The following is a 24,654-nucleotide window of genomic DNA, read 5'->3' as shown; positions in this document are numbered from 1 at the left end:
TATAGCCCAAGATCACACTTTTTCGGGCGGCCGTTTTGTCGCTTTCTTCACCGGAGTCCAAAGTGAAGTGTTTATGATGGCGATAATGCAGCCTAGCCCAACAGAGGCCCGGCTAGGCGCTGTTTCTGTGCCTGGATAGCATCTGTCAAAAAGTCTTTTAAAGCGTGAATTTTAACAACGCCTCTCAGGTCTGGGTGCATCAGAAACCACAGCCCGTATTCCAGCTCGGGGATAGGGTCGCTAAGCTGGATAATGTCCGGATCCTCGTCCGCCAAGTAACATGGCAGAACGGCCAACCCCATGCGCGCATGTATCGCGCTGAGTATGCTGACCAAGGTATCCACACGGTAAACACAGGCCGCCTTCAGCGCATTTTTATCCATCCACTGGTCTAGCGCTGAATCCTGCAATCGTGGCCCAGCTCCAATCCATGGTTGGCTGGCAAGAGTCTCAATAGAGGCCCCCGGGGTTAGACCGAGGCTGCGATGCCCGTAAACAGCCTGGCCAATTGTGGTCAGTCGTCGACCAATCAAGTTTTCAGGCGGCAGGTTGGAGGGACGAATCGCGACGTCCGCCTCCCGGCGAGTTAGGTTGAACAACTGGTTCGAGATAGCCACGTCCAGCATGATGGCCGGATATTGATAACGGAATTGCGTGAATAAAGGTGCCAACAACCCCATCAGCAAGGAGTCCGTTGTGGTGGTATAGATTTCGCCACTCGGCTCTAGGTCACGACCGGCGACTTTACGCTCCGCCGCCAGGGCTGCTTCATCCATGATCCTAGCCGTATCGGCGAGTTCTTCCCCTGCCAGCGTTGGCTGATAACCGGTACGACTCCTTTCAAAGAGAGTAACGCCTAGACGCTGCTCCACCTCGCCCAGCCGCCGAAAAACAGTGGCATGACTCACCCCCAAGGCGCGCGAGGCTCCAGAAAGAGAACCTTCAGTCGCGATGGCAAGAATGACCTCAAAATCATTCCACGCCAGGTAACTGCGTGTTTTTTGTGTAGAGATAGAGGACTGCCCGCTCTTTTTGGCTGTTCTTTTTTGCAAAGTCTGCACTCACATTTATGGAATAGCTTGCGTAATAGAACAACACTAACATCTCCCTGACACAACAAGATAACCCAAGCGTCCTGATCCCCAGGGCGACGTTATGGAGATCAGGGGCATGATAGCTTCAAAACAGAAAGCGTATTTTAATGACGGCGATCCGCTAGCTCGTTGCGATGAAGAAGTGGCGGAAAAAGAAAGTGTCGATGACAAGTCAGCCATCCCGCTTAGCTACCAAGATAGGCTGGGAGGTATTGATATTGAGAAAGTGCGGCGGGAACAGCGTCAGGCTAAACAACAGTTTATCCGGGCGATCGTAAGATACCTGTTGCGCCAGCGCTGAGAAGTAGCAGTTTCTGCGTAGCCGCTATGGCTAGCGCCCCATTCGCTCGGACTCATTCCTTGCCCAACTTTTGATCACTGCTTCATCATCCATTTCGAGACCTAACTCTCGGCCCTTCTGCTACTGGTCAGCTTCATTGTTGATGCCCTCACTGACGGGGCTCTTTTTAAAGGCTTGTATCTACTTCTTTCAACCCTAAAAGCACTGCCGCTCCAATCAAAAAGGAACCTGATATTTTACCTAAGTGCTGGCGTGCCGATGACTTTAACTTCGCGCTAATCCACGCGGCTGACTTGCCGTAGGAAAACAGGAACATTGCATCCATAATCAGATACGTAGCGCTCAATATCGCAAACTGACTCAACAGCGGCTCTGTTGGATTAATAAATTGGGGGAAAAGAGCAGCGAAAAAGATAACCGCTTTAGGATTAGCAGCTGAAGTGACAAAGCCTTGCCAATACAAGCTACGGCTCGACCTTACCTGGCTGGCCAGATTGGCACTGTTGGCTTTTTTGGAGAAAATCAACCGCAAGCCTAAGTACGATAAATATGCCACCCCTGCCCATTTCACAACGACAAAAAAATCGCTTGATTGCTGCACAATGCTAACCAAACCTATCGATGCGACTATCATCTGCAAAAAATTAGCAGACAGATCGCCAGCGGCTGTAAATAGCGATTTTTGGAAACCACTGGCAATGCTGTTAGAGAGCATCAAAAGCTGGCTGGGCCCTGGAGTGCTCATCAAGATAAATACCGTGCTCACATACAAGAACCAAATTTCCATTCCCATAAACCCTCACTTTTATTTGCCGCTTGCCTGCAAGTTACAAGCGCAACTAGTCGGCACTTGGTGAAACATCATTGCCGAGTCGCTTGCCCATAATATACAAGCTAATCTCGTTTCCACTGCAATGCGTCGTGAAGTGATTCCAAGCTATCAGGGCCACCTGCCAGCCGAACACAGCTGTCTAAATCTTGCGCCCATGTGGCCGCTGAAGACAGATGGAGATGCACAGCCACTTGAGCTGCCGTCGTTTCATCAAGCAAACCAGCTGGAACCCATATCAAATCAGTGTCTCTTAACTTATTAGGTACTGGGCTACCGCAGACCGAACAGAAGTCACTGCGGTAGCCAGTTGGCTTTTGAAAAGAGCGTATGCTCGACAGACCGGACAACCAATGAAAGTGTTTTCCATCCACAAACGTGGCAGCGTTAGCGTTAGACCCAGTCGCTTTGCGACATAAGGAACAGTGGCATTGGTAGAGGTTTGGTAGCTCACCCTTAACTTCAAACACCACCTCTCCGCAGAGACATTCACCTTTCATCAATCGTTCCTTCAGTACGTCGTGCAGAATGGCCCAAAATAATCGCTCTACCGCTATTAACAGTAATGCTCCATGATGAACTCAGGTTCACCCGTTTGTTCATCAACCTGCTCGCCTAATGAAATGAAGCCATGCTGCTTATAAAAATTGATACTGGGGGTATTTTGGCTATAGACACTTAGCTGTAAGCACGACCTTCTGCTCTTGGCATCATCCATCAGCGCTGAACCTATCCCTTTACCCTGCAAGCTTGGCGACACAAAAATGGCAGCCAACGTACTTCCATAGAGGCAATAAAACCCGACTATCTGCCCATCAAGTTCAAATACAAAGGTCTCCGATGCAGGGATATATTCATTACGCATATCGCTAACTTTTGACTTCCAAAATGCTGGCCCAACAAAGTCGTGAGCTTTAATCGATGCGGAAAGCCAGATATCCAAAATTTGTTCAATATCTGCCTTCCGGTATTCACGTATCATCTAGAGGTTCCTAATGATGGTCAAATGCGCCAAAGGCGTAACTAAAAGCTGCCTAGTCCTGGGATAGGTTCACATCTGTTCCAGGGCTAGGCAGCTTTATAAAATAAGGCAGAAATGCTTTGCCTTCCTTGGGGTAGATACTTTGCTTGCATTGGAATTGGCAAGTTTTCTTCAGGTTATAAAAGCTTTTTGCTCCCAATCCTTACCGAAAGCGCTAGAATTTTAACAGATTATGCGCAGAATATTTGATGGTGCTTAAAATCGAAACCTAACACAGGTCAGCCCCCTGAGTGGTGCTGACATCCTGATCATTGGGCATCACGATTTAAATTGCGTTCGGCAGGAATATCACTCAGATACTCGACAAACTCCACCTCAAACCCGGCCGGATCGACAAAGTAGACATTTTTGCGAAATGGCTCTGTTGCGCCAGGTTTGGCAATGGCAAAACCGGCGTTATTTAACCTGGCCACTACGGCATCAAGGTTATCGGTCACGTAAGCAAAATGGGCCAGCCCAACGCTGTGGCCTTTCAGATCACGGTTTTCCCCTTCGCCATGATCGCTTAACGCCAAGTAGTGATCATCGTCGCCAAAGTGAATCCATTTGCGTGGCTTGCCATACCATTCGCCATGGCCCTCATCGCGGATCCGCCAGTGCGGGAAGACTGCGCGGTAAAAATCCAGCATGGTATCCATATCAGCAACCACCAGATTAACGTGTTCCAAGTACATAAGTGTCTCCTTGCGTTAAGTGAAATGGCAGGATAAAACCTCAACTCAACTTGAGGTAAAGTGTTTTTTGCGAAAGAATGACAAAAAAGATTCAGGGGAAAGTAATGGCAGAAACGATTTGGAGTGTCGGCAAGGTTGCCAAGCGCTGCGGTATAAACGTCAGCACCCTGCATTTTTACGAGCAGCAAGGCCTGATCCAAAGCTCGCGCAATGCAGGCAATCAGCGCCGCTATAAACCTGAAGTGTTACGGCGGATTTCGGTGATTAAAGCCGCGCAGAAAGTCGGCGTCAGCCTGGAAGAGATTAAACTGGCCTTTGAATCACTGCCCAATAACCGCACGCCAACGGTTGAAGATTGGCAGCAGCTTTCAAAAAACTGGCAGCAGATGCTAGATGGACGTATTGCTTACCTGCAAAAGCTGCGCAATAACCTAGCAGGCTGTATCGGCTGTGGCTGCCTAAGCATGACCAGTTGCCCGCTCTATAATCCGGATGACAAACTGGCCGAATCAGGTAGCGGCGCGGTGCTTCTGGATCAGGCAGAACAGAAGGCGAAAGCCCAGAAAACCCAACAAGCACCAAACGCCAGTTCATAGCACTGAATAGCAAACCTGAATAATAGCCACTAAGCCTTAATCTACACGTATGAACCACTTGGGCTTGATGCGCCCGAAGTCTCGACGGGTGTTTGTTTTCAAGGCTTTTTTGGAATCGAGTACCACCGTATCCCGTTCATTTCTAACAAATACCACCCAATGCCAGAAAGGCCTCCCCTGCTCCATACGCCATTTGATCGCTAACAACGCCTTATCTGGCAGACTATCCCAAGTATCGAATGGTGTTTCGGTGGGTGCAGCCGTGATACCCAAAGCACGTAAAAGTTTACGAACGTACTCGGTGTCTGACCAAAGCGCGGTGTCTTCAGCATAGATACCCAAGGCGTTTGCTGTCTCTTTTGTCTGCGCGTAGGTGCTGCCCGCAAGTACCGCGCATGCCGCGATACCACAACCTGATGTTTCTTCTTGAATGACGGGGTTCATTTGGTTACCAATGCTGCGTTTGACCACTACTTAACTGCCTTCATCCGCTTTCGCCCAGCTGCCTTGGTAGCCGATATATCCAGCTGCTTGGGCTCGCTTAATTCATCCTCAATGAGAGCTTTCCTCAGCGTGGTAAGACGCTCTTGGGCCTGCTGGTCGCGACGGATAAGATAGCGGATATACTCACCATCATTGCCGAATCGCCCGCTTTCAACCTGACCTCTTACCCAGCTGTCTTGTTGCTCGGTCAAGGTGATCGTTTTCAGATGCATGCTCATAGCGAGGCTCCAAACCCAGCGGCAGTATGTTGATATCATACTGTATGTTTTGCTGAATCAATCCCCTATTTTTATCGCACGGCAACTCGCTATAAAGCTTGAAACAAGGAGTTAGGCGTCGCTTCGCTCAAGTATGATCTCCCACAGCGCTTTCGGTTTGACATACTTGCTAGTGACATAGTGCTCCATTGAAAGCTTGTTCCAGCCTTCGCCGAACAGTAATTCAACTGAGACTTTATCGAAGAAGCGCTTAGGACTGCCCTCCACAAGAAATAAGTTCGGTTCGAGCTCTGCATGACCACTAGCCCCAAAATTATGATCCTGTGTGGAGTTGAGACGGCAAAGCAGAATGCCCCCGGGTCGTAATGCGGAATGAATCCGCTGAACAATGGCTTGAGTTTCATCCCAAGCGAAATAGTGTAGCGATAGGCTTGCCACAATGGCGCCGACCTCACGAACCTGCTCAGGGAATGGTTCACGAATATCTCGGCACTTAACCGTAGCAGACGGAACTCTGACGCTGGTGACACCCACTGCCGTACGAGACAGATCAAAAGCGAAGACGCTAAGTCCGGCGCTAGCCAGTATGGCCGTGTCATCTCCATGCCCGCATCCGATTTCCAGGACAACATCTTTGCCAGCGCGTTCGCGCAATAGCGGCAACCAGCGTTCGAGCCAAGGGTCGGTGATCATTTGAGACTCCTAACGTCATCATTATGAGGTTGTCGCGCCCATTTCCTCATATATGAAGGGGGAGCCGATCACTCGCCAGTCTGCCATATAGCGCGGAATCCGAGACAACCCCGTTGATTTCCCACCGCTGCTTTAACAGACCCTCTTTAGAAAAACCAAGCTTTTCTAATGCTTTCGCTGAGGGGTAATTATCGGAATCGATCTCAGCCTCAATTCGACGCAGCCCCAATGACTTAAACCCATACTGAATTAATGCTTCCCCGGCCTCACCAATATAGCCCATCCCCCAACAGGATCGGCTTAAACCAAAACCGATCTCCGCACGTTTGGATCCTTTGTCATAACTGAACAGCATACATTTTCCAGCCAACTCACCTGTAGACTTGGCATATATGCCGAGCACAAGTGATTCCTGACGTAGCATCGAATCGTTGCTGTCCTTTATAAAGCTGTAAGCATCCTTGACGCCCGCCCAAGGTGCTGTATTCCAATATTTCATGACCTCAGGGTCAGAGAATATTGCTAGTAAACTCACCGCATCATCGGTTTCTAAAGGCCTTAGTGTTAATCGCTCGGTTTCAATAACCGGGAAAAAGAGCTCTTCTGACATTTCATCCTCCATGTTAAGCACATAGTTGCGCTAGAACCGGCAGCGTTACCGATTCTAGCGCAGCCACATCCTCCAGCTCTAAAGGCAAGTAATTAATTGATAGATTAGTTGGCAAAGTCATTAGGCGTTGACTCCGACTCACTACCATAAGCTTTTCTATAAAACCAACCACTCAGTAGCAGAGCCAGTATATTTACGCCTACGAAAGGCGGAAAATAAGAATTCAAAAATGAGTATTGAAATGAGCTGCCCAGTACAAAATTAAAGCTATAGTCCCATGTATCAAGGCCTATCCAGACGGTAAAGAAAGCACCTGAAGCAAAAAAATAGCCTAAGAGAGGCGAGCTGAAGAGAGGCACTTGAACCAGCCAAAACCTAAAATTCGAGCGGGCAGCTTTAGCATGATTTTCAATCAACTGAATACCACACCACACTCCCCAAGCATAGAGTAGTAAAAAACCTATACAGAAAAGCCAGTCAAAGAAATGTCCCGCATTCATGAAAGATGGTAAGACAGATGCGACCCCCGCTCCTCCCCCACCAATGGTGATAGCTCCTAATAAGCGTCGCAGCCAAATTTTCATCTCAGTCCCTTTTAATTAATTTGAGCAGCCATATTTTATTTATGATGTTTTAATGGGTCACGCAAAAAGGAAAAATTACGTGAATGAGACTGCCTTATCCCTTATTAACAAGCTAAAGACCCAGAATTACCTGTGAAAATATCAGGCGATTTATAATATTTATCACCCCATTCGACCCCAATTTGCTGTTTGCTGCCGCCGTTGCCAGAAAGTTGAATGACTGAAACGCCTTGGCCCCTGATAGCTTGCCTTGAGGTGCCAGAGATAACGCTGACTGACCGCTTGCATCTCCTGCTGATAGGCACCCAGTGATTGGTGCAAGCCAGATTCGATGGCCTTGGCCGCACTGGCTGCAGAAGCCAGGGAATGAAACAGCCCTTGGGAAGCCAGTGGGTCAAAGGCTAGCAGTGCATCCCCGATGGCCAGAAACCCCGGCCCTGCCTTCGGTAGCTGCTCTACTTCCAACAGGGAAGAGCCCGCTGGTCGGCCACGTACACGGGCAGGTGCCAGCCCCGCCAGTACCTCTGCCAACAAGGCATGTTCCCTGGCTCGGGCCAGAAAGGCGTCAGGGCGGCGCAACAGTCGACGGCACAGCGGATCATCAACATCCATATGGTAGGCCAACACCCGCTGCCCGTAAGGCAGGTTCACCGTATACCACCAGCCATGGGAATCCGCCTGAATGCGCATAGTAGCGTCCTGGCTCTCGGCCGCCTGATCCAGAAAACAGTAGAGACACAGCAGAGGATCATCAGCGTAGCGCCGCAATCCCAATCGGCGCCCCAAGTGCCCACTACGCCCCGTGGCATCTACCAACACCGGCGCACTGAACGACCCAAGTGTGGTATCCAACTGCCACTGGGCCTGACAGTGGCGGATATCCATTTGCTTGCAGCCCTCCTCCAGCGTCACCCCGACATCCAGGGCTCGCCGACGCAGCATCTGCTCGAATTTCCGCCGATCCAGATACCAACCGGGGCCAGCCGGATCCTGGATGGCATCCCGCCAGACCGGCCTGTCCTCGTCCCACACCGATACTGCAGCGCCCCGTTCCCGGTGCCCAGATTCTCGAAAAGCCGCCAGCAATTGAAGACGCTGCAGCAGCACGGCGGCCGCTCCCGGCAGGGACTCCCCGATGGGAGGTGAGCTGGCTGGGAGAGCACGACGTTCCAATACCAGCACTCGCTGCTCCGGCCGCAGCAAAGTGCCTAGCGCCAGTCCCGCGGGCCCGGCTCCAACAATCACCACGTCGAAGGGACGATAGTTGGCCATTAGCGGCCGCGTCGTTGGGCGATCAACAGCTTACGCATGCCCTTGTCGATGTTGTGCCGCTCCTCGGGCGTCAAGTCACGGCCGCCTCTATCTTCGACCTGCATCTGAGGTGGGAAGTCGGAATCCCCACTGAGCCCTGGCTGCACCTCCACAATCCCCATCTGATCAAAATCAGTCACCATTCTCGCCAACTGTTTATTGTGGTCAGCGCCCAGGGTGCGATCCCAGTCGGAACGCTGATGGTAAGCAGCCAAACGCTCTTCCCTCGACAACGAGTCGTTCATCACCTTGTCATAGTTCTCCTTAATCAGCACCTGATTAGGTACCCGGGCAGGCCAGAATGTGGGCAGATAAGGATCGTATTCAGTGTCGTAGCCGGAGCGGCAACTGGCGGTATCAGTTTGCCAGGGGATGGCCATCCAACGGGTAACGGAGCCAGGAAATTGGCCGTAAAGGGGGCCGTTATAGGACTTCACCATGGCCGGCGTCAGGGTCGTGCCATAGTCCGGCTCCGGATCTTCGGGACTACGGTGGCGCCAGCGGTAGGGTTCCATATACATGGTGCTGTGGCGTACCGGCCAGGTCATCTCACACCCTGGATGGAAAGCATCGGCGATGCAGAACTCCATCGCTGCCCTGTCCAGCATGGCGGGCTGCTGCTCCAACGGTACCTTGTCGATGCTCTCAGGTGATTGCCGATGCGGATCGTAGTCCGCCTCGAAATCCCCTTCCGCCCACTTGTCCAGCAGAGCCAGTTGGGTAGTGGTCAGAGCGTTCATGGCGTCGGGCACACTGGGCATGGGAACATCCATGGCATCGCCATAGACCCAGGGCCAGGGCTTCATAGAGATATCGCCAACCTGAGGATTGCGGAAACTATTAAACACGGTGCGCCTGAGTTCGGCGTAGGTTTCACCCGGCTCGGCCAGTTGCGACAGGTAGCGGGGCTCCAGGAAGTGCTGGGGCATACCATAGCCGAAGCCAGCGGCAAAACCCGCATTCATCCATTGTAGATCGCACATGGCTTTGAGGATGGGCAGTATGTCGTCGCTGAAAGAGGGCCTGGTGGGTGCCGGTAACTGGCCAGCCTGGATAGCCACATCCGTCATCAGCGCGTACATAGTACGCACCGCCTTCTGCTGGGGGCCGTAATTGGGCGGCGCCACCACCACCCAGGCTGGCGTCACGGCAACCGGACGGCCATCCACCAATACGGTGGCCGTCACGGGGCCGTCACTGGTGTCATCATACCAGCCGTCATTATTGGCGAAGGTGGTGGGAGGCTTTTCCTGATAGGAGGCGGAGTGCCCATGGCCGCCGAAGACCTGCAGGCGACCGACGTCGTCGGTGCGTATCTCCCCCAGAGGCACCTCTATTCCCATGAACTTGCCGCCCTGAAACTGAGCCTCGCCGGAGCAGGTACTGATGCTGCGAGCGCCTGGGATGATGGACAGACTGTGCCTATCCCGTAGAGCCACCTCGGCGTTACGACGCGTGGAAGGTGCTGCCTTCTCCGCTTCGGGGATATCCAGCGCGAGCTCGAAGTTGTACCAAGCTGCTTTATGGTTAGCTACCTCCACTGTCCAGGTAATCTCGGTGGCGGAATCCATGGTCAGCTCCCGCACGACCCTACCGTTGCCGTCGTAAGCGTAGATTCGGAATTCAGCCACCTCGCGCTTCAAGGCACCGGTGGCGTCCCGATAGGCGCCCGACTCCCTAGGCAGGGGTTCTGTGACCTGGGGGCCGATGTAGAAACCGTCAGTTTGCTTGGAATTGCCAACCCTGGCGATGCCAATGGCCGGGTGGATTTTGGCGTAGGCGATCTCAGTCATCTGTCACTCCCTTTTTGTATGGAACGACACCAAGAAGCTAGTCGCTTTGGCGCCGCTTAGGCTCATGAATCTCAGAACTGAAACTGAAGAAATAGTACGACTGGCGAAGCGGTACATTGCTGCCTACCAAGATAGAACAAGACAGCCACTTATTCACCGCAAAAGGTAAAATTTAATTTGGGCCTCATCTATTCAAACTGAACTGCTACCTTTTACAAAATAACCAGCCTCCCCCGCTTAAGCGTTTATCAAACCCCGCCCAAACCATTAACCGCTACGATTTCGAAATCAGCCGGTGCACACTCATAATTGATTTCTAGACTCATAAAGGCAGCTAACCAACCTGAATTGATAGGTTTGGCTTAGCTAGCGTTGCTTTGCAGAAACTTCGTGTTTTAGAGCGAGCTTAGGCGTGGCGTGACTTAGCATGCATCTAGGGCTCAATACGAATTGGTGTTCCGTTTGGCACCGCGTGCCAAATTTCTTCCATCTCGACATTTGTCACGGCTATGCAACCATCAGTCCAATCCCACCGTTGGAGTAGACGACCCAACCAGCCAAATCCGTTTCTCTGGCCGTGGATCATGATCATCCCCCCAGCCGAAACACCACGCGCCTCCGCCTGAGCTTGATCCTCCTCGTTTGGGTATGAAACGTGGAGAGACAGATGCGCCATGCTGTTAGGGTTTCTCCAATCGAGTACATAGTCGCCTTCCGGTGTCCGTTGATCACCTTCCTCCTTTTTATGCCCGACCGGATTACCCCCGAGTGCAATCCCGTATTCACGGTAGGGCTCACCATCCCTTAATAGATAAAGTTTCCGCTCTTCTTTGATAACCAGCACTGCCTCTGCCTGCGGAAGTTCTTCAGCAAGCAACGCTGGCAAGCGGGAATCTGCAAAGTAGGCACCTGCCCCAAGAACCAGAACAATTAATAAAATTGCTATCAGTCTGTGTCGCACTTTAATCGCCTTTAGCATTACGCCGTGCGCCTTCGCACGAATTTGTGCGCACCGCCGGGGCCATAGGCCCCAAATGACGCACCTAATTAGACTCGTACTAATGATGCAAAAATACAGTGCATTGTTAGTGGCTAGATTGTCTTGTAACCACTGAACCGCTTCGCTCGAAATAGTGGTACGGCAAAGTTGTAGGTTCTTTTGATCCGAAAGTTCTTCAAGGCTTAGTATACCTTGCCCTTGAGTTATTAGGGCGCGGAAGTGCGCCTATGAAGCAACGAAACAGTGAACAACATTACAGCGGTGGATACGCCAACGATGATGAATGCCATGGGTAAAAAAAGCAGGTTGTCAGTCGCGCCCAGCCATCGCGGCATAGAGATTGGCAAAATCAACCCAAAGACCCCGAGTACCGGACTAATGATGATGACGCCGAAGATTCCAATCAGAGCCAAAGCCGGTTTGTTTCTAAGTGGTGTCCATTTACAGTACAACAAAATGTGAATACTTGACGCAATAATCAATGGCGGAGCGAACCACCATGCCAGCAATATGAAAAACTCAACTAATGTCATGTATTCGCTCATAGCCCTAACGAGTTACTCATCGGAAAATTGAGAGAGCGCAGCACGTAGTTATTCCACATTCAGCAACGGGTATTGATCTGGTGTACGAAGCCAGCCTCATCTCTGATTCCAACCCGGTTGCCATCAGGGTCGCTGATATTGATGGTTCTGCCCCACGTGTTTTCGGTAATGGCAGCTTGAATGCCCCAGGACCTGATTTCCATCAGCGCTTCCTCCATGTCGTCCACGTTGAATCGCAATTTAAAGCTACCCTCTTCTGGCGATTTGACGCCGTTCTTTGCTTTGCCGCCCTGCTCGACCATTAAATATCCATGACCGAACTCAAGACAAGTCAGCTTAAAGCCGTCGTCCTCTCTCTCGAACAATTGACGCAAACCTAATAGATCTCGGTAGAAAGCTACGCACTCCGCGTAGTTCTCAGTGTTCAGGATTACCCCGTAGCGGGCTACATTCGAGTTCATAAACTCTCCTATTACTTAACGCCGCTCAGCAAACGCGGTTACGAAACGGCAGTTCTCATCTCTCCTCACCCTGCCGTTTCTGCGCTTCTGGTTGTTGTGCTTCTACCTGCACCGCATGCTACTGAGCATCGCGGTTTAAATTCCGCTCGGCCGGGATGTCACTCAGGTACTCGACAAACTCCACTTCAAACCCGGCCGGATCGACAAAATAGACATTTTTGCGAAATGGCTCTTTAGCGCCAGGTTTGGCAATGGCAAAACCGGCGTTATTTAACCTGGCCACAACGGCATCAAGGTTATCGGTCACGTAAGCAAAATGGGCCAGTCCAACGGTGTAGCCTTTCAGATCACGGTTTACCCCTTCGCCATGATCGCTTAACGCCAGGTAGTGGCCATCGTCACCAAAGTGAATCCATTTGCGTGGCTTGCCATACCACTCGCCATGGCCTTCATCGCGCACCCGCCAATGCGGGAACACGGCGCGGTAAAAATCCAGCATGGCATCCATATCAGCAACCACCAGATTAACGTGTTCTAAGTACATTAGTGTCTCCTTGCGTTAGGTGAAATGGCAGGATAAAACCTCAACTTAACTTTAGGTAAAGTAGTTTTTGCGAAAAAATGGCAACAGATACTAGATAGGTGTATTGCTTACCTACAAAAGCTGCGCAATAAGCTGGCTGGCTGCATAGGCTGTGGTTGCCTGAGCATGACCAGCTGCCCGCTCTACAACCCCGATGACAAGCTGGCTGAATTAGGTAGCGGTGCGGTGCTTCTGGATCAGGCTGAGCAGCAGGCCAGGGTGAATCGCTAGACAGGTTAACGTGCAGAAACTGGCCTTATGCGGGTTAATGTTGGAATTGTGAAGCCAAGTAAGAGCTTCAAACGCCTCAATCGGTTTCAGCGGTCGGCTGCTTTTACTTTATACTGCCCCATCTTTTATTTTCGACACACCTTACGACGATCTGTCAGGGCGCCTTATGCCATTTGCAAAACTAGGATTATCCACTCCTCTTGTTCAAGCGATTACCGAACTAGGTTACAAAACGCCAACGCCCATCCAGGAACAAGCGATTCCTGCCATTCTTTCGGGTAACGACTTAATCGCCACTGCACAAACAGGCACAGGCAAAACCGCTGCCTTTGTGCTGCCTCTGCTGGAACGGTTCAGCAACGCGGGAACGTTACGCGGCAAACGCATCCGTGCGCTGATTCTCGTGCCGACCCGTGAGTTAGCGGTTCAGGTCGAAGCCAATGTGGCTCAATACGCTAAACGCACGCACCTAACCTCTATGGCGATGTATGGCGGTGTGGATACCGAAGCTCAAAAAGAGCGCCTGATCAAAGGGGTCGATATTCTGGTCGCCACGCCGGGCAGGTTGCTTGATTTGGCGCATCAGCGTGCGCTGCACTTTGATGAACTTAAAGTCTTGGTATTGGACGAAGCCGACAGAATGGTCGACATGGGGTTTGTCGACGATATCCATAAAATCATAGATCGCCTCCCTGAAGACCGTCAAAACCTGCTGTTTTCGGCCACCATGACCGATGACGTTCGGGCGCTGGCCTACGATTTTTCAGATAGCAAGATGACCGATCTGGCGGCTGAAATATCCATTTCGCCCAACATTCGCGCCGCCGCTAATATCAAACAGTGGCTGATCACCGTCGACAAGGACACTAAATCCGCTTTGCTGAGTCACTTGATTAACGAGCAACAGTGGGATCAGGCACTTATTTTTACCGAGAAAAAACACAATGCAGCCAAGCTTGTTGCTCAACTGGAAAAACGCGGCATCAAAGCGGACTCCATTCATGGCGATAGAAGCCAAGCGATGCGCGAAAAGATTCTGGCTCAGTTCAAATCTGGCGAATTAAAGTACTTGGTCGCTACGGGGGTTGCCGCGCGTGGTTTGGATATTGGTGAACTGAGCCGTGTGGTGAATTACGATTTACCTTTTAAGCCCGAAGAGTACGTCCACCGCATTGGCCGAACCGGTCGCGCGGGTGCCTCAGGTGAAGCCATTTCTTTTGTCGACATGAGTGACTTTAAAAATCTTTGTGCCATTGAAAGACGATTAAAAAGCACTATTGAGCGCAAAGAGATTGCAGGCTTTCCGGTTCGAAAAGCAGTACCCGAGTCGAACTTGAATTTTAATAAACAAAGTAATCGTTAATACTTACCAAAGAAGCTCACCTCCCTGGATTCTTAAAAAAAACCAAAGGTGAGCTTCTTTATCATAGACATTTCAAGAGGCGGGTAAAAATGCCTCTAATAGCTCGGCATTCGTAGGATATTTATCCAATAACTCAAGCAGCTTCTGCGCGCCTTCTACGGGCTTAAGCGTTGTCAAACCTCTACGCAATGTCCTTACTTTTTCAATATCTTTTGCATCAATCAAAAGCTCTTCTCGACGGGTACTGCTTTTGGCAATATCTATCGCCGGGAAAATCCGTTGATTGGCCACATCACGTGATAACACCAGCTCCATATTGCCCGTACCCTTGAACTCCTCGAAAATCACCTGATCCATTCGGCTTCCCGTATCCACCAGTACGGTGGCCAGAATGGTGAGCGACCCGCCGTTTTCGATCTTTCTCGCCGCGCCAAACAGTTTTCGGGGTATTTCCATCGCGCGGGAATCCAGCCCACCCGACATAGTGCGACCATTGCCTCGCTGCTCGGCATTATGAACGCGCGAGAGTCTGGTAAGCGAGTCGATCACAATCATCACATTGTGCCCCTCGCCTGCTTGCTTACGCGCCGTCTCAAGCAGCTTGTCTGCCATATTGACATGGTGTGTGTAGCTTTCGTCTGAAGACGATGCATGCACTTCTGCCGACACACTGCGCTTAAAATCGGTCACTTCTTCCGGGCGCTCATCAATCAGCAAGGCATACAGCTTTATTTCCGGATGGGACTCGGCCACGGCCTGACAGATATGTTTTAACATCGTCGTCTTGCCGGAGCCTGGCGGCGCCACAATCAACCCACGTTGTCCCATCCCAATGGGCGTAATCAAATCCATCGCTCGCACAGTACGCTGCTGAGAACCAGGCTCTAAGTAAATGCGCGGGGAAGGATGAACAGCGACGCCATTTAAAAACCGTTGTTCGGGATCATCAGGGAATTGATCTTCCACTTCGTCGGTGGGCGTGTCATCTACCTGTTTTTTCGTCTTCAGACTTAGTGTTTTTCTTGCCATAATATTGATGGATCGCCTTGAATAACTTGAATTTATAGAATGGCTGCAGCGCTTTAAAAATGATATTGGTCTTGCAGGCAGCGGCCCGGTGCTTCTGGATCAGGCTGCACCAAAAGCGAGAACCCAACACCTCTTCATATCCATCGAGTGAAAGTTGCCACCTTTAACAGCTCATTGTTAGCACCAGCTATTAAAATGCGGTCGAAGCGAAAAAGAATACGCGTCGGCCAAAAAACTACTTAACGGCTATAGAGCTATCAGTCACACTATTTCCACTGAGCCCTAATTTCTTCAAAGCGCTGCATGTAAGATTTAAGCCCTCGCCCTGCTTGTCCCTTTAAAACTCCTTTTTGAATCATCTCAGCTCTATCTACATTATCGGTTGGGTCTTCTACATCATCTTTCCAGTTGGAAAAATCAATAATAATAAGCGCTGAGTTTATCTCTATATTCTCTGGCCAATCTGGATTATCGTCATCAGCAAAATATGTCCATCGACGGAGTGGTTCGTGCGACAGCGCCACATAAAACCTGTGGCGCCAATATTCTTCTATTTCGTCAAATATAATTTTATAGGTGGAGTGCGTCACTTTTTCGCCAAGCTTTTTTGCACGCAGTAAATGCCTAGCAGCAGTAAGCCAATTCAGCCTATCTGCAACTGGTGGGATATTCTCGCCGTTGTCCGTAAGGACATTATACGCCCATTGAAATGACTTTTTGGCCTGTGAAGTCAACTCTCTATCTCGCTCCCGAACACGGTCATCCTCTTGTTTTTTGACATTTGCACGATACGCTAGAAATGCAATTAACACTGATAAAAGAGTTAACGACCCAAGAGCTAGCTTTGTAATTTCAATCCAGGTTCCGATAGACATATTTTTATCCTACCTCTTAACACTTATATAGGCGATGCACGTTTGCGAGCGATCAGAAAGCTTTGGGAAAAACTTCAGTGCCTTTGCTATCAGTGATTTTCAGCATGATGGGTGGCTCATAGGCCACCCGACCTGTCGCAGCTTTGCGGTACTTGGCATGGAATACGGATAAGTCCAACTTGCGCTCAATCAGATAATACACCGCATGCTCAAAGGTAACGGGGTGGAACTGATCTTGGTAGTTGATCGCCACCAGAACTTAGCCATCTGCGGCGTTTTTCTACACCCTCGGCGTCCGTACTTTGCGGCAATTTTGGAGCCGCGCAGCGATAGAGAAAGCGATAGAGAAATTGTCCGGCAACAGCGACTCGTTACGCGTTATTCGTAGTGGCTCCAAAGCCGGAGGACTTTTACCACTTGCTCATCTTCGAGTACTTGGTACACCAAGCGATGCTGGATATTGATTCGGCGAGAATAGGCTCCCGCAAGATCGCCAATTAACTTCTCAAATGGAGGCGGTTTGCGGTAGGGGTCTTCTGCAACCAGTTCCAACAACTCCTGAGCTTTTAGCTTGAGATCGCTAGAAGCTAGTTTCTTTGCGTCTCTTTGGGCTTGTTTGGTGTAGATCAACTTCCATGTCACCAGGCTAGCTCCTCATCGCACTCATCCACGGGGGTATCCATCCCCTCACGAATAGACTCACGCATTCCAGGTACAGATAGCAGGTAAAGTGTTTCTTGAATGGCTGACCAGTCTTCTTCAGATACTAAGACAGCCTTGTTCCGCTTGCCCATGATGACAATTGGTTGATGGGACTCGGCCGTTTCGTCAATCAACCTATAAAGGTTGCTGCGCGCCTCAGTCGCTGTGATTCCGGTCATGACGCACCTCTTGCGTGTTAAGCTATCCGCCAAGTGTACGCTTTAAAGTACGTACGTCAAGACGGACGCTTTGTATTACGCTTGGTTTTGCAGCGTGCCGAAGCGTAGCGTAGGCACGTCCAGCAACAACCAATTGTTATGCCCGCTAAATCGGACGCCCGCACCCGCCACACACTTCTCTGGATGAGCTTCCAGCGGGCCCAGAAAACAGCCCCTCTTCAAGCCTTTTTCCGGTAGGGCCAGAAAAAAATCCTTCATTTGAAATGCTTAGCTTGGTGCTGATGATATAACTGATAATTTCGTCTTGTTCCTGCTCGCTTAAATTATTGAACCATTTATCAAACGTCTCTTTATTTGACATTTTTCTCTCCAGTTATTGAAGGCGTATTACCACAAAGTTGGCACGCCCCCTTTTTAAAAATATAAGGTGAAGACCCACAAACAGAGCACACCACACCACTGTCGCTTGGGTGGAGGAGTTTCATTGAATATCGGTATGCCTCTTGCCTCCTCTTCTCCCTGACTTTACTTATATTTTCCTTGTCACGGGCATCTTGATCTGACACATAGTTGTAGAACCATCGCGGATCTACTGAGGAGTTTTCAAGAAGCTCGCTAGCTTCATTGCTAATGTAAATATTGGCTCTTCGAGAAATCAGATAAAGCTCTTTCTTGTGCTCTAGCCGAAAAATCAGAGCGAGCACTGATAAGCATAATAGAAAGCCTGAAAAAATAAACGAAAATGTATTAAGCAATGTGGTGTAACTCGTATCTTTGGCTAGCACCAATGAGAAAGTAGTGATAATTGGTACAACTATTGCCAAGATAGTTATCGCGTTTGTGATCCAGTTAATTTTAGACAGCTCAGACGAATAAATATAGTCAGCAGAAAGCGCGTTCGAACGAATCTGCAATAGCTTATTGCGTCTATTATCGGCACTTTCTTGCAAGACATCCTCCTCAGGCATAACAGTGATTAGACTGCGCGTTCTGATATTGAATAAACGCGCTGCGCTGTTCAACATTCTTATCACGCGCGTCAAAAAACCACCTAACCATTTGACATTATTAATAAAATATTTTAGCAGCATGTCCAAAATTCACGTATGTGCTTGTTTTGCAGATCTAATCATACTGTATTCATAAAATCGGCTTAGGTCACGTGACTTTGCAGAAAAATTGAGCTGAAGCGGGCTTTTGGGCAGCTGGAGCTGCCTTCGCGGGTGCCTTTTGGCTCGTTCCTCGCCAAGTGTTACGTCGCGCTACAGGTGTGCAATGGCTTGATTTCCGGGCTTTTTCAAAGCCTGAAAAGTGAAACGCGATAGCGGCCTGGCACTCTATTGGCTAGATTGTTTATGTGGTCAAATCTTTGCGCGCTGAAGCGCCCTCCCACAATACTGGTGCAACAGCATTCTGTCCAGGGTGATGTAGGGCTTGGCTAGTGCCGCACCGTTTATTGCCACTCAAGCTTAAGGTCTCTATGTGACTGTGCGCAGTCACGCAGATAGAGATTAATCAAGCTCTGATAGGTAAGATCTTTTTCTTCCGCCAGATTCTTGAAATACGCGATGGTATCTTCATCCAGGCGGATCGTGACCTGCTTTTTAAGCTTCTTGGCGTATGGGTTTTTGACTGACTCTGAAAAATCGTAATGCTCACGCATGCCTATACCCTTCGTATATTTTTCGCTCTCGTTTATCCGCCTTGTTATGCATTTATATTCCTAACTTGATTCTGAAGAGCCTGCACTTCTTCTTCAGTAATCGTAATTTTGAAGCTACCCTCTGGACATAAAGTGAGGACGTATTTATCAGAGTCGGGAAATTTCGATAAAGGTGCATTTGGGTTTGTAGAGACCCCAACTAAAACATCTTTGACATGATCAACAGCAAAGTGCATGTGTATTCCATTCACGACACCTGCAACGAACTGTTTCCCGCTATACCGAAAGGTGCCAGCAGCAAGGACAAATTCGTTGCCAACAGTCAAGTTGTTGTCGCGAGAAAGCTTTTGAATTATTCTCTCAGATTCAGCAACTTGATCCTGAAGCGCCCGAACATCATCTTTCAGTTTTTGAGCTTCGTCGAAATACCGATTAGTTTCATCATTATCTTTTTCGAGCCTTTTCTGTAACTGTGCTAACTTGTTTTCAGCTCTTCTTACTTCCTCTTCGGAGAATTGCTTGTATGCTTTAGTCCTGTCAACAAAATCCATCACACTCATAGATTTATGAAGCTCGACTTGATCTTTCAATCCTTCAATGCGCTCTTTCAAAATGCTCTCATGCTTTTTGTAATAGGCAATAAGGAGCACACACGCAAAACCAAGCAGTGAAGTTACAGATACAAGCCCGAACTCTTCTAAAATGCCGCGTATAAACTCCATAGCTATCCTTTAAATGCATAACAGTAATTAGACTACACGTTCTGATATTGAATCAACGAGCTGCTCTATTCAATATTCTTATCACGCACGCCGGAATAGACCTAACCATCTAATATTTAATTAATAATAGCTTGGCTGTATATCCAAAATTCGAGTGCGCGCTTGTTTTGCTGGTCTAATCATACTGTATTCATAAAATTGGCTGAGGTCACGCAGCTTTGCAGAAAAATGTGCTGGCGCAGACATTGGGCAGCTGGCGCTGCCTTCGCGGGTGCCTTTTGGCTCGTTCCTCGCCAAGCGTTACGCCGCGCTACAAGTGTGCAATCGTTTGATTTTAAGGGGTTTGTAGTGCGTAGCAAGCGGAGCATGCCCGCAATCGTGGCCCATGGCACTCTATTGGGCTGGATTGTTTATGGGGCAGGTTCTTCGCGCGCTGAAGCGCCCTCCCACAACACCGGTGCAACAGCACTGAGGTGGTGACGGGGTTGTGGGAGTCGCAGGGGTTTAAGCTTTGAGGACGTAACGCAGGGTTTCAACCACTTGATCTGTAGTCGTGCACCAGGCTTGCGCACCGGCATCGACTTCTTTCAGCGGGTGGATGATGTCTTCGCTGTGCAGGGTAATGTAGGGCTTGGCGAGTGCGGCGCAGTAGCCTGCATCAAACGCGGCATTCCACTGCTTGTATTTGTCGCCGAAGCGCACAACGACCAGATCCGCCTGTTCGATCATGGTACGGGTGCGGATGGCGTTGACCTTGGATGATTGGTGGTCGCGCCAGAATTGGCTGCTTTGCTCGCCCAGGTGGTCGCCTGCGGCGTCACTGGCGTCGTGGTCGGTGACCGGGGCGGTGAAGACGATATCCAGGCCCGCTGCGTCGGCGCCGCGTTGGATCTCATCGCGCCAGTCGGTGTGGATCTCTCCGGATAGGTAGACGTAAAAGCTCATGATTTTTCCTTTCTGCTGGCTAGGAGTAGGTAGCGTTATTTTATGGAAAAATATTCCATATTCATACCTGCGTTATAGCAGGGGCTGTTTGGCTAGCAGGTAGATATCCATAATCCAGCCGTGCTGTTCGCGCAGTTCGGCGCGGCGCTGGATGATTTCGTCGCTGACATCATTTAGCCAGCCTTTGATCAGGCACTGTTTCTCCATGCCCAGGTAGGCGCCCCACCAAATGTAGGTATCTTCAGGCGGCAGCGTGCTGAAGGCGCCGCCGCTGTCGAGCATTACCGCTACCGTGGCGGCATCACTAGGCCAGCCGCGTTCGCGTAGGCGGCGGCCGGTGGTGATTTGTACCGGCTCGGCGAGGGCGTTAAGGGGGATTTTATGCTCGGCGGTGAGCACCTGCAGGCTGGTGATGCCTGGCACGACTTCTACCTCAACCGCCCTGCCCGCTGCGCTTAGCCGCTGGGTAATGCGCAGGCTGCTGTCATAGAGTGATGGATCGCCCCACACCAGCATGCCGACTCGCCCGCCGTTGGGGAGGTGTTGATCGATTAGCTGCGCCCATACGCTGGCAATGGCAGCGTGCCAGTCGTCCACTGCGCCCAGGTAGTCATTGCGGCTATCCCGGCCATCATCACGACTAGGCAGATCGAACTCGACGATGTGGGTGGTCACCGGCGCTTCTAACAGCCGCTCACATAGCAAGCGGCGCAGGTCGAGCAGGTCGGATTTGGCATCGCCTTTGCGGGGCAGCAGGATGACGTCGGCGCTGTTCAGGGCGCGCACTGCTGCCAGGGTGACGTGGTCAATATTGCCGGTGCCGATACCAATCAGTGACAGCGTGATCATGGTTCGCTCTTATAAGTGGGTGTAGCAAAGGGCGAATCCGCCGACTGGGGGCGAAAGCGGCGGTCGTAGCCCACCGCGTAGAGGCTGCTCTCATCGAAGTCTTCGCTCTCCAGCACTGGCCCCACCAGTATCAGCGCGGTGCGTTGCATAGTGTTATCAATCAGCCCTTCTATGCTGGCGAGCCGCCCCCGCACCACCCGCTCGTCCGGCCAGCTGGCCCGCCATACAATCGCCACCGGGCACTGCTCGCCGTAGTAAGGCGTCAGGCTTTCCACTACCTGGGCAAGGTTGTGGATAGAGAGATGAATCGCCAGCGTGGCGCCGGTGCGGGCAAAGTTGGCCAGGGTCTCTTCACTGGGCATGGCGCTGGCCCGCCCCGACGTGCGAGTAAGCACCACCGACTGGGCCACGCCGGGTAGCGTTAGCTCCTGACCTAGCGTCGCCGCCGCTGCGGCAAAGGATGGCACGCCGGGGGTGATGCTATAGGGGATATCCAGCTCGCGCAGGCGGCGCAGCTGCTCGCCCATGGCTGACCATACCGAAAGATCCCCCGAGTGCAGCCTGGCAACGTCCAAGCCTTCGGCGTGGGCGGTTTGAATTTCGTGAAGTATCTCGTCTAGCGAGAGCGGCGCGGTGTTGATCACCCTGGCACCTGGCGGGCAGTGTTCCAGTATCTGCTCCGGCACTAGTGAGCCGGCATAGAGGCACACCGGGCAGGCGGCGATTAAGTCGCGCCCGCGTAGGGTAAGCAGATCCGGCGCGCCGGGGCCTGCGCCGATAAAGTGTACGGTCATTGCGTCATTCCTCTAGTCAGCGCCTTCTGCCACCGCGGCGGTCGCCTGTCGATCCGCTGATATAATCCTTGGGCCAAGCAGCGTTGCCCCTGGGCCTGCCGCCAGCAGCGCCACGGCTTCGGCCACGCTGCCGGCACCTCGGGCCTGCCTGCTGCGTGCCGAGTGGGTGAGCGTTGCAGCTGAAGAGAGTTCGGAGTCCGCCACGGCGATAACCTCCAGGCTGCGCAGTCGGCCCAGCTGTTGAACCAAGGGCAGCATGGAGTGGGCCGCCGCTAGTTGGTCGATGGCGCCATACTGCTCGATCAGTTGATCCAGTGCTTGGGCAAGGGACGCCAGCGGCGCTTCACTGCGAAAGCCAAACCCCGCTACTTTTATCTTCTGCCCCTTCATCTAACGCCCCGCCACTGAACAATGGGGTAACTGGCTTTCCAGCCCCGGCGGGTGCCGATGGGGGCAGCGTTAGCCAGTTCAAGGCGCAGCAGCTCGCCGCCTGCCTGCTGATGCCAGTGGGCCAGCAGCGCTTCGGATTCCAGGGTCACAGCATTGGCGACGATGCGCACGCCTTTGGGTAGGCGCTGCCATAGCGCATCTAACAGCGCTGCCGATAACCCGCCGCCGATAAACACCGCATCCGGCAGCGGTGCCTCATTGAGCATTTCAAGCGCGCTGCCCTCTTTGACCTCAAGCCAGTCAACGCCCAGGTTCGCTGCGTTAGCTCGCGCCCTGTCTGCCCTTTCGGGGTGGCGCTCAAAGCCAATCGCCTGATTATCCCCATGAGCAAGCAGCCACTCAATGGCGATGGAGCCAGACCCGGTGCCGATATCCCATAGCCGCCCCCCCGGCATGGGGGCTAACGCGGATAGCGTGATCGCCCGAATGGCCTGTTTGGTGATTTGGCCATCATGGTCAAAGAAGCTATCCGGCAGGCCGGGGGTAAGCGGTAAGGCGGGGCCAGCGCCTGCGACGTCCAGCGCTACCGCGACCGGGTGGGCAATATCATCGGGCAAGGCGGTATCAATACGACAATGGCGAATGCGTTCGTTGGCACCGCCTAGGGATTCCAGCAGCGTTAATTGGGAGTCGTCAAAGCCGAAGCTGTTCACCAGCGCAGCTAACTCGGCCACCGCCTCGCCGTCTCTCACCAGCACCAATAAACGCCTGCCCGCATGAAGGTAAGGCCGAATGCGCGTTAGCGGTTTGGCGTGCAGGCCCAGGCAGGTGCAGCGTTCCAACGGCCAGCCTAAACGGGAAGCCGCCAGGCTAAAGGTGGAGGGCGATGGCAGCGCCTGCCACTCGTCTGCCGCCAGGTGGTGTGATATGGAAGTGCCCGCTCCAAACCAGAAAGGGTCGCCAGAAACCAGCATAACGACCCGGCAGCCGCGCTGGTTTAACAGCATGGGAATGCCGTCGGCAAAGGGCACCGGCCATTCATGCAGGTCAGTGTTCAGGGGTGGCAGCAGGCGTAAATGGCGGCGGGCACCGAATACCACTTGGGCATTTTCCAGCGCTTCACGGCTTGCCGGGGTTAGCCCCGCTATGCCACTCTCCCCCCAGCCTAATAGCGTCAACCAGGGAGCGTTGTTAACCTCTGCCATGATCAAAATCCTAATTCTTGGGGGAACCTCTGAAGCCAGCGCCCTGGCCGACGCTATCGCGAAGCGCGGCCTTCCCGCTATTTTCAGCTATGCCGGGCGGGTGAACTCGCCAAAACCCCAGCCCTTACCCACCCGCATTGGCGGGTTTGGCGGCGTGAGTAGGCTTGTGGCTTTTTTAGCCCAGGAGCGCATTACCCATATTGTCGATGCCACCCACCCCTTTGCCGTGCAGATGAGCGCTAACGTCATCGCCGCTGCAGCACAGTGCGGGGTTAAAGCCATTGCCCTTACCCGGCCCGCTTGGCAACCTGTTGATGGCGACCAGTGGCAGAGTGTGGCAAGTATTGATGAGGCGGTTAGCGCCCTGGCTGGCCCACCCCAGCGTGTACTGCTCGCCATTGGCCGCATGCACCTGGCTGCCTTTGCCGCCCAGCCCCAGCATCATTACGTTCTTCGCCTGGTTGATCAGCCTACCAGCCCGCCTTCGCTTGCTGATTATACCGCCGTGATTGATCGAGGCCCGTTTACCCTGGAGGGCGACCTGGCCCTGCTGGAAACCCAGCGGATTGAGCGTATCGTATGTAAAAACTCCGGCGGCGAAGGCGCGGCCTCCAAACTTATTGCTGCCCGTAGGCTCGGCTTACCCATTGTGATGATCGAACGGCCTCACCTGCCATCTCGCCATGAAGCTCATACTGTTGATGAGGTTATCAATTGGATAACTTAACCCTACAGGGCTACCGCAGTCAGCGGCACATCTCGGTAGCGAGGGCAGGTTGCTGCGAGGGCGCTGTGAACCCGTCCTTGGGCGCTACTTTTCCCATCCCTGGGAAAAGACCCTCGCATCAACCTGCCCTCGCCCCGTTGTC

General features: G+C 51.8%; 34 protein-coding genes. 4 read left to right on the top strand and 30 right to left on the bottom strand.

Going from position 1 to position 24,654, the window contains the following annotated elements; genetic code table 11:
- Positions 1-92: 92 nt before the first annotated feature.
- Positions 93-1,052, bottom strand: a complete 960-nt coding sequence (locus A6R74_RS05105; RefSeq protein WP_064233376.1) for a LysR family transcriptional regulator — start codon at positions 1,050-1,052, stop codon at positions 93-95.
- A 118-nt stretch (positions 1,053-1,170) separates the two neighbouring features.
- Between A6R74_RS05105 and A6R74_RS05100 the strand changes: the two genes are divergently transcribed.
- Positions 1,171-1,395: a hypothetical protein gene (locus A6R74_RS05100; protein ID WP_064233375.1), complete on the top strand. Its 225-nt coding sequence runs from the start codon at positions 1,171-1,173 to the stop codon at positions 1,393-1,395.
- A 166-nt stretch (positions 1,396-1,561) separates the two neighbouring features.
- Here A6R74_RS05100 and A6R74_RS05095 read toward each other — a convergent pair whose 3' ends face one another.
- The 4 genes from A6R74_RS05095 to A6R74_RS05085 all read right to left on the bottom strand — a co-directional run bounded on the left by A6R74_RS05095 (position 1,562) and on the right by A6R74_RS05085 (position 3,940).
- Positions 1,562-2,188 carry a LysE family translocator gene (locus tag A6R74_RS05095; protein ID WP_064233374.1) on the bottom strand — a complete coding sequence of 209 codons (627 nt, stop codon included), beginning with the start codon at positions 2,186-2,188 and terminating at the stop codon, positions 1,562-1,564.
- A gap of 101 nt (positions 2,189-2,289) precedes the next feature.
- Positions 2,290-2,724 carry a GFA family protein gene (locus tag A6R74_RS22195; RefSeq protein ID WP_082906601.1) on the bottom strand — a complete coding sequence of 145 codons (435 nt, stop codon included), beginning with the start codon at positions 2,722-2,724 and terminating at the stop codon, positions 2,290-2,292.
- A 56-nt stretch (positions 2,725-2,780) separates the two neighbouring features.
- A complete protein-coding gene (locus tag A6R74_RS05090; RefSeq protein ID WP_064233373.1) occupies positions 2,781-3,206 on the bottom strand; it encodes an N-acetyltransferase in 426 nt (141 codons plus the stop codon).
- A 308-nt stretch (positions 3,207-3,514) separates the two neighbouring features.
- Complete coding sequence (locus A6R74_RS05085) at positions 3,515-3,940, bottom strand: VOC family protein (RefSeq protein WP_064233372.1); 426 nt, start codon at positions 3,938-3,940, stop codon at positions 3,515-3,517.
- Between the two features lie 104 nt (positions 3,941-4,044).
- Here A6R74_RS05085 and soxR point away from each other — a divergent pair, with 104 nt between their 5' ends.
- Positions 4,045-4,536, top strand: coding sequence for a redox-sensitive transcriptional activator SoxR (soxR, locus tag A6R74_RS05080; RefSeq protein ID WP_064233371.1), 492 nt, complete (start codon positions 4,045-4,047; stop codon positions 4,534-4,536).
- Positions 4,537-4,572: 36 nt separating this feature from the next.
- On the opposite strand, the gene A6R74_RS05075 is transcribed toward soxR, so the two are convergent.
- From A6R74_RS05075 to A6R74_RS05025, 11 genes are all read right to left on the bottom strand, one after another.
- Positions 4,573-4,980 (bottom strand): hypothetical protein, encoded by a 408-nt coding sequence (locus A6R74_RS05075; protein WP_064233576.1) that lies wholly within the window; start codon positions 4,978-4,980, stop codon positions 4,573-4,575.
- Between the two features lie 26 nt (positions 4,981-5,006).
- On the bottom strand, positions 5,007-5,258 hold the full coding sequence (locus A6R74_RS05070; RefSeq protein WP_064233370.1) for a type II toxin-antitoxin system ParD family antitoxin: 252 nt from the start codon (positions 5,256-5,258) through the stop codon (positions 5,007-5,009).
- Between the two features lie 111 nt (positions 5,259-5,369).
- Positions 5,370-5,951, bottom strand: coding sequence for a class I SAM-dependent methyltransferase (locus tag A6R74_RS05065; RefSeq protein ID WP_064233369.1), 582 nt, complete (start codon positions 5,949-5,951; stop codon positions 5,370-5,372).
- A gap of 46 nt (positions 5,952-5,997) precedes the next feature.
- Positions 5,998-6,561 (bottom strand): GNAT family N-acetyltransferase, encoded by a 564-nt coding sequence (locus tag A6R74_RS05060; RefSeq protein ID WP_064233368.1) that lies wholly within the window; start codon positions 6,559-6,561, stop codon positions 5,998-6,000.
- A gap of 104 nt (positions 6,562-6,665) precedes the next feature.
- A complete protein-coding gene (locus A6R74_RS05055) occupies positions 6,666-7,145 on the bottom strand; it encodes a hypothetical protein (RefSeq protein ID WP_125410286.1) in 480 nt (159 codons plus the stop codon).
- A 162-nt stretch (positions 7,146-7,307) separates the two neighbouring features.
- On the bottom strand, positions 7,308-8,417 hold the full coding sequence (locus A6R74_RS05050) for an NAD(P)/FAD-dependent oxidoreductase (protein WP_064233366.1): 1,110 nt from the start codon (positions 8,415-8,417) through the stop codon (positions 7,308-7,310).
- On the bottom strand, positions 8,417-10,249 hold the full coding sequence (locus A6R74_RS05045) for a LodA/GoxA family CTQ-dependent oxidase (RefSeq protein WP_064233365.1): 1,833 nt from the start codon (positions 10,247-10,249) through the stop codon (positions 8,417-8,419). The genes A6R74_RS05050 and A6R74_RS05045 overlap by 1 nt, the downstream gene beginning before the upstream one ends.
- 433 nt (positions 10,250-10,682) lie before the next feature.
- Positions 10,683-11,228, bottom strand: coding sequence for a L,D-transpeptidase family protein (locus A6R74_RS05040; RefSeq protein WP_064233364.1), 546 nt, complete (start codon positions 11,226-11,228; stop codon positions 10,683-10,685).
- 227 nt (positions 11,229-11,455) lie between these two features.
- A complete protein-coding gene (locus A6R74_RS05035) occupies positions 11,456-11,782 on the bottom strand; it encodes a hypothetical protein (protein WP_064233363.1) in 327 nt (108 codons plus the stop codon).
- A gap of 71 nt (positions 11,783-11,853) precedes the next feature.
- Complete coding sequence (locus A6R74_RS05030) at positions 11,854-12,255, bottom strand: VOC family protein (protein WP_064233362.1); 402 nt, start codon at positions 12,253-12,255, stop codon at positions 11,854-11,856.
- Positions 12,256-12,373: 118 nt separating this feature from the next.
- On the bottom strand, positions 12,374-12,799 hold the full coding sequence (locus A6R74_RS05025) for a VOC family protein (protein ID WP_064233361.1): 426 nt from the start codon (positions 12,797-12,799) through the stop codon (positions 12,374-12,376).
- Positions 12,800-13,235: 436 nt separating this feature from the next.
- On the opposite strand from A6R74_RS05025, the gene A6R74_RS05015 reads away from it, so the two are divergent.
- Complete coding sequence (locus A6R74_RS05015) at positions 13,236-14,432, top strand: DEAD/DEAH box helicase (protein WP_064233360.1); 1,197 nt, start codon at positions 13,236-13,238, stop codon at positions 14,430-14,432.
- A gap of 72 nt (positions 14,433-14,504) precedes the next feature.
- On the opposite strand, the gene rho is transcribed toward A6R74_RS05015, so the two are convergent.
- The 14 genes from rho to A6R74_RS04945 form a co-directional block, all read right to left on the bottom strand.
- Positions 14,505-15,461, bottom strand: coding sequence for a transcription termination factor Rho (gene rho, locus A6R74_RS05010; RefSeq protein WP_064233359.1), 957 nt, complete (start codon positions 15,459-15,461; stop codon positions 14,505-14,507).
- A gap of 266 nt (positions 15,462-15,727) precedes the next feature.
- Complete coding sequence (locus tag A6R74_RS05005; protein WP_064233358.1) at positions 15,728-16,336, bottom strand: hypothetical protein; 609 nt, start codon at positions 16,334-16,336, stop codon at positions 15,728-15,730.
- 52 nt (positions 16,337-16,388) lie between these two features.
- A complete protein-coding gene (locus tag A6R74_RS05000; RefSeq protein WP_240488168.1) occupies positions 16,389-16,589 on the bottom strand; it encodes a transposase in 201 nt (66 codons plus the stop codon).
- A 125-nt stretch (positions 16,590-16,714) separates the two neighbouring features.
- Positions 16,715-16,978 carry a Txe/YoeB family addiction module toxin gene (locus A6R74_RS04995; RefSeq protein WP_064233356.1) on the bottom strand — a complete coding sequence of 88 codons (264 nt, stop codon included), beginning with the start codon at positions 16,976-16,978 and terminating at the stop codon, positions 16,715-16,717.
- Positions 16,975-17,217, bottom strand: a complete 243-nt coding sequence (locus tag A6R74_RS04990; RefSeq protein ID WP_064233355.1) for a type II toxin-antitoxin system Phd/YefM family antitoxin — start codon at positions 17,215-17,217, stop codon at positions 16,975-16,977. The genes A6R74_RS04995 and A6R74_RS04990 overlap by 4 nt, the downstream gene beginning before the upstream one ends.
- A gap of 145 nt (positions 17,218-17,362) precedes the next feature.
- Positions 17,363-17,578, bottom strand: coding sequence for a hypothetical protein (locus A6R74_RS04985; RefSeq protein ID WP_064233354.1), 216 nt, complete (start codon positions 17,576-17,578; stop codon positions 17,363-17,365).
- Positions 17,568-18,308, bottom strand: coding sequence for a mobilome CxxCx(11)CxxC protein (locus A6R74_RS04980; protein ID WP_064233353.1), 741 nt, complete (start codon positions 18,306-18,308; stop codon positions 17,568-17,570). Before A6R74_RS04980 ends, A6R74_RS04985 begins: the two co-directional genes overlap by 11 nt.
- Positions 18,309-18,670: 362 nt before the next feature.
- Positions 18,671-18,880: a BrnA antitoxin family protein gene (locus A6R74_RS04975; RefSeq protein ID WP_064233352.1), complete on the bottom strand. Its 210-nt coding sequence runs from the start codon at positions 18,878-18,880 to the stop codon at positions 18,671-18,673.
- Positions 18,881-18,924: 44 nt separating this feature from the next.
- Positions 18,925-19,602: a DUF4398 domain-containing protein gene (locus A6R74_RS04970; protein ID WP_064233351.1), complete on the bottom strand. Its 678-nt coding sequence runs from the start codon at positions 19,600-19,602 to the stop codon at positions 18,925-18,927.
- Between the two features lie 504 nt (positions 19,603-20,106).
- Positions 20,107-20,547, bottom strand: coding sequence for a YtoQ family protein (locus tag A6R74_RS04965; protein WP_064233350.1), 441 nt, complete (start codon positions 20,545-20,547; stop codon positions 20,107-20,109).
- 72 nt (positions 20,548-20,619) lie between these two features.
- A complete protein-coding gene (cobF, locus tag A6R74_RS04960; RefSeq protein ID WP_064233349.1) occupies positions 20,620-21,396 on the bottom strand; it encodes a precorrin-6A synthase (deacetylating) in 777 nt (258 codons plus the stop codon).
- On the bottom strand, positions 21,393-22,190 hold the full coding sequence (gene cobM, locus A6R74_RS04955) for a precorrin-4 C(11)-methyltransferase (RefSeq protein WP_064233348.1): 798 nt from the start codon (positions 22,188-22,190) through the stop codon (positions 21,393-21,395). Before cobM ends, cobF begins: the two co-directional genes overlap by 4 nt.
- 12 nt (positions 22,191-22,202) lie before the next feature.
- Positions 22,203-22,580, bottom strand: coding sequence for a cobalamin biosynthesis protein (locus tag A6R74_RS04950; protein ID WP_064233347.1), 378 nt, complete (start codon positions 22,578-22,580; stop codon positions 22,203-22,205).
- Complete coding sequence (locus tag A6R74_RS04945; RefSeq protein ID WP_064233346.1) at positions 22,577-23,785, bottom strand: bifunctional cobalt-precorrin-7 (C(5))-methyltransferase/cobalt-precorrin-6B (C(15))-methyltransferase; 1,209 nt, start codon at positions 23,783-23,785, stop codon at positions 22,577-22,579. Before A6R74_RS04945 ends, A6R74_RS04950 begins: the two co-directional genes overlap by 4 nt.
- On the opposite strand from A6R74_RS04945, the gene A6R74_RS04940 reads away from it, so the two are divergent.
- A complete protein-coding gene (locus A6R74_RS04940; RefSeq protein WP_121499352.1) occupies positions 23,784-24,512 on the top strand; it encodes a cobalt-precorrin-6A reductase in 729 nt (242 codons plus the stop codon). The two genes, A6R74_RS04945 and A6R74_RS04940, sit on opposite strands and share 2 nt — an antisense overlap.
- The last annotated feature ends 142 nt before the right edge of the window (positions 24,513-24,654 follow it).

It is taken from the genome of Halomonas sp. ALS9, assembly GCF_001651035.1.
Classification (GTDB): Bacteria; Pseudomonadota; Gammaproteobacteria; order Pseudomonadales; family Halomonadaceae; genus Vreelandella.
This window is presented reverse-complemented; position numbering and strand designations above follow the sequence as displayed.

What these genes read in the sequence shown, in the direction of transcription:
- A6R74_RS05070 (WP_064233370.1), bottom strand. Translation starts at nt 5,258, where the DNA reads ATGAGCATGCATCTGAAAACGATCACCTTGACCGAGCAACAAGACAGC.
- A6R74_RS05055 (WP_125410286.1), bottom strand. Translation starts at nt 7,145, where the DNA reads ATGAAAATTTGGCTGCGACGCTTATTAGGAGCTATCACCATTGGTGGG.
- A6R74_RS05005 (WP_064233358.1), bottom strand. Translation starts at nt 16,336, where the DNA reads ATGTCTATCGGAACCTGGATTGAAATTACAAAGCTAGCTCTTGGGTCG.
- A6R74_RS05095 (WP_064233374.1), bottom strand. Translation starts at nt 2,188, where the DNA reads ATGGGAATGGAAATTTGGTTCTTGTATGTGAGCACGGTATTTATCTTG.
- rho (WP_064233359.1), bottom strand. Translation starts at nt 15,461, where the DNA reads ATGGCAAGAAAAACACTAAGTCTGAAGACGAAAAAACAGGTAGATGAC.
- A6R74_RS05075 (WP_064233576.1), bottom strand. Translation starts at nt 4,980, where the DNA reads ATGAACCCCGTCATTCAAGAAGAAACATCAGGTTGTGGTATCGCGGCA.
- A6R74_RS04945 (WP_064233346.1), bottom strand. Translation starts at nt 23,785, where the DNA reads ATGGCAGAGGTTAACAACGCTCCCTGGTTGACGCTATTAGGCTGGGGG.
- A6R74_RS05050 (WP_064233366.1), bottom strand. Translation starts at nt 8,417, where the DNA reads ATGGCCAACTATCGTCCCTTCGACGTGGTGATTGTTGGAGCCGGGCCC.
- A6R74_RS05085 (WP_064233372.1), bottom strand. Translation starts at nt 3,940, where the DNA reads ATGTACTTGGAACACGTTAATCTGGTGGTTGCTGATATGGATACCATG.
- A6R74_RS05035 (WP_064233363.1), bottom strand. Translation starts at nt 11,782, where the DNA reads ATGACATTAGTTGAGTTTTTCATATTGCTGGCATGGTGGTTCGCTCCG.
- A6R74_RS05025 (WP_064233361.1), bottom strand. Translation starts at nt 12,799, where the DNA reads ATGTACTTAGAACACGTTAATCTGGTGGTTGCTGATATGGATGCCATG.
- A6R74_RS05065 (WP_064233369.1), bottom strand. Translation starts at nt 5,951, where the DNA reads ATGATCACCGACCCTTGGCTCGAACGCTGGTTGCCGCTATTGCGCGAA.
- cobM (WP_064233348.1), bottom strand. Translation starts at nt 22,190, where the DNA reads ATGACCGTACACTTTATCGGCGCAGGCCCCGGCGCGCCGGATCTGCTT.
- A6R74_RS05015 (WP_064233360.1), top strand. Translation starts at nt 13,236, where the DNA reads ATGCCATTTGCAAAACTAGGATTATCCACTCCTCTTGTTCAAGCGATT.
- soxR (WP_064233371.1), top strand. Translation starts at nt 4,045, where the DNA reads ATGGCAGAAACGATTTGGAGTGTCGGCAAGGTTGCCAAGCGCTGCGGT.
- A6R74_RS05060 (WP_064233368.1), bottom strand. Translation starts at nt 6,561, where the DNA reads ATGTCAGAAGAGCTCTTTTTCCCGGTTATTGAAACCGAGCGATTAACA.
- A6R74_RS05030 (WP_064233362.1), bottom strand. Translation starts at nt 12,255, where the DNA reads ATGAACTCGAATGTAGCCCGCTACGGGGTAATCCTGAACACTGAGAAC.
- A6R74_RS04965 (WP_064233350.1), bottom strand. Translation starts at nt 20,547, where the DNA reads ATGAGCTTTTACGTCTACCTATCCGGAGAGATCCACACCGACTGGCGC.
- A6R74_RS05090 (WP_064233373.1), bottom strand. Translation starts at nt 3,206, where the DNA reads ATGATACGTGAATACCGGAAGGCAGATATTGAACAAATTTTGGATATC.
- A6R74_RS04985 (WP_064233354.1), bottom strand. Translation starts at nt 17,578, where the DNA reads ATGTCAAATAAAGAGACGTTTGATAAATGGTTCAATAATTTAAGCGAG.
- A6R74_RS04940 (WP_121499352.1), top strand. Translation starts at nt 23,784, where the DNA reads ATGATCAAAATCCTAATTCTTGGGGGAACCTCTGAAGCCAGCGCCCTG.
- cobF (WP_064233349.1), bottom strand. Translation starts at nt 21,396, where the DNA reads ATGATCACGCTGTCACTGATTGGTATCGGCACCGGCAATATTGACCAC.
- A6R74_RS05100 (WP_064233375.1), top strand. Translation starts at nt 1,171, where the DNA reads ATGATAGCTTCAAAACAGAAAGCGTATTTTAATGACGGCGATCCGCTA.
- A6R74_RS04975 (WP_064233352.1), bottom strand. Translation starts at nt 18,880, where the DNA reads ATGCGTGAGCATTACGATTTTTCAGAGTCAGTCAAAAACCCATACGCC.
- A6R74_RS22195 (WP_082906601.1), bottom strand. Translation starts at nt 2,724, where the DNA reads ATGAAAGGTGAATGTCTCTGCGGAGAGGTGGTGTTTGAAGTTAAGGGT.
- A6R74_RS04950 (WP_064233347.1), bottom strand. Translation starts at nt 22,580, where the DNA reads ATGAAGGGGCAGAAGATAAAAGTAGCGGGGTTTGGCTTTCGCAGTGAA.
- A6R74_RS04970 (WP_064233351.1), bottom strand. Translation starts at nt 19,602, where the DNA reads ATGGAGTTTATACGCGGCATTTTAGAAGAGTTCGGGCTTGTATCTGTA.
- A6R74_RS04990 (WP_064233355.1), bottom strand. Translation starts at nt 17,217, where the DNA reads ATGACCGGAATCACAGCGACTGAGGCGCGCAGCAACCTTTATAGGTTG.
- A6R74_RS05045 (WP_064233365.1), bottom strand. Translation starts at nt 10,249, where the DNA reads ATGACTGAGATCGCCTACGCCAAAATCCACCCGGCCATTGGCATCGCC.
- A6R74_RS04980 (WP_064233353.1), bottom strand. Translation starts at nt 18,308, where the DNA reads ATGCTGCTAAAATATTTTATTAATAATGTCAAATGGTTAGGTGGTTTT.
- A6R74_RS05040 (WP_064233364.1), bottom strand. Translation starts at nt 11,228, where the DNA reads ATGCTAAAGGCGATTAAAGTGCGACACAGACTGATAGCAATTTTATTA.